Genomic DNA, 613 nt, shown 5'->3' on the forward strand with positions numbered 1-613 from the left:
CATCGAGCGTGGATGCGGTCAACGGTGGCCAGTTGTACGGCACGGCGTCGAGCACGGCCCGGGCGCTGGGTGGTGGTTCGATCGTGCTTGCGGATGGCTCGATCAGCGCGCCGAAGTTCAGCGTGGGCGGCACGACGGTGTACAGCGTGGCCGAAGCCGTCACGAATCTCGACGGTCGCACGACACAGAACACGGGCGACATTGCGCAGAACGCGGGCGATATCGCGCTGAATGCAACTGACATCGCAAAGAACACGAGCAACATCGCGCAGAACGCGTCCAGCATCACGAGCGTGCAGAACCAGTTGTCCGAAGGCACGGTGGGTCTGGTCCAGCAGGACGCAACCAGTCGTGACATCTCGGTGGCAAAAGATGCTGACGGTTCGGTGATCAACGTGGCAGGCACCGCGGGCAACCGTACGGTGACCGGGGTGGCTGCGGGCGCAGTGCGGGCATCGAGCGTGGACGCGGTCAACGGTGGCCAGTTGTACGGCACGGCGTCGAGCACGGCCCGGGCGCTGGGCGGTGGTTCGATCGTGCTTGCGGATGGCTCGATCAGCGCGCCGAAGTTCAGCGTGGGTGGCACGACGGTGTACAGCGTGGCCGAAGCCGT

The 613-nt window shown here is 65.4% G+C and carries 1 pseudogene; it reads left to right on the plus strand.

What is annotated here, in order from left to right:
* Nucleotides 1–613 (plus strand): annotated as a pseudogene (locus AB3X95_RS38955) (hypothetical protein); the annotation flags it as partial.

This window comes from Paraburkholderia sp. BR13444 (assembly GCF_040948755.1).
Taxonomy (GTDB): domain Bacteria; phylum Pseudomonadota; class Gammaproteobacteria; order Burkholderiales; family Burkholderiaceae; genus Paraburkholderia; species Paraburkholderia youngii.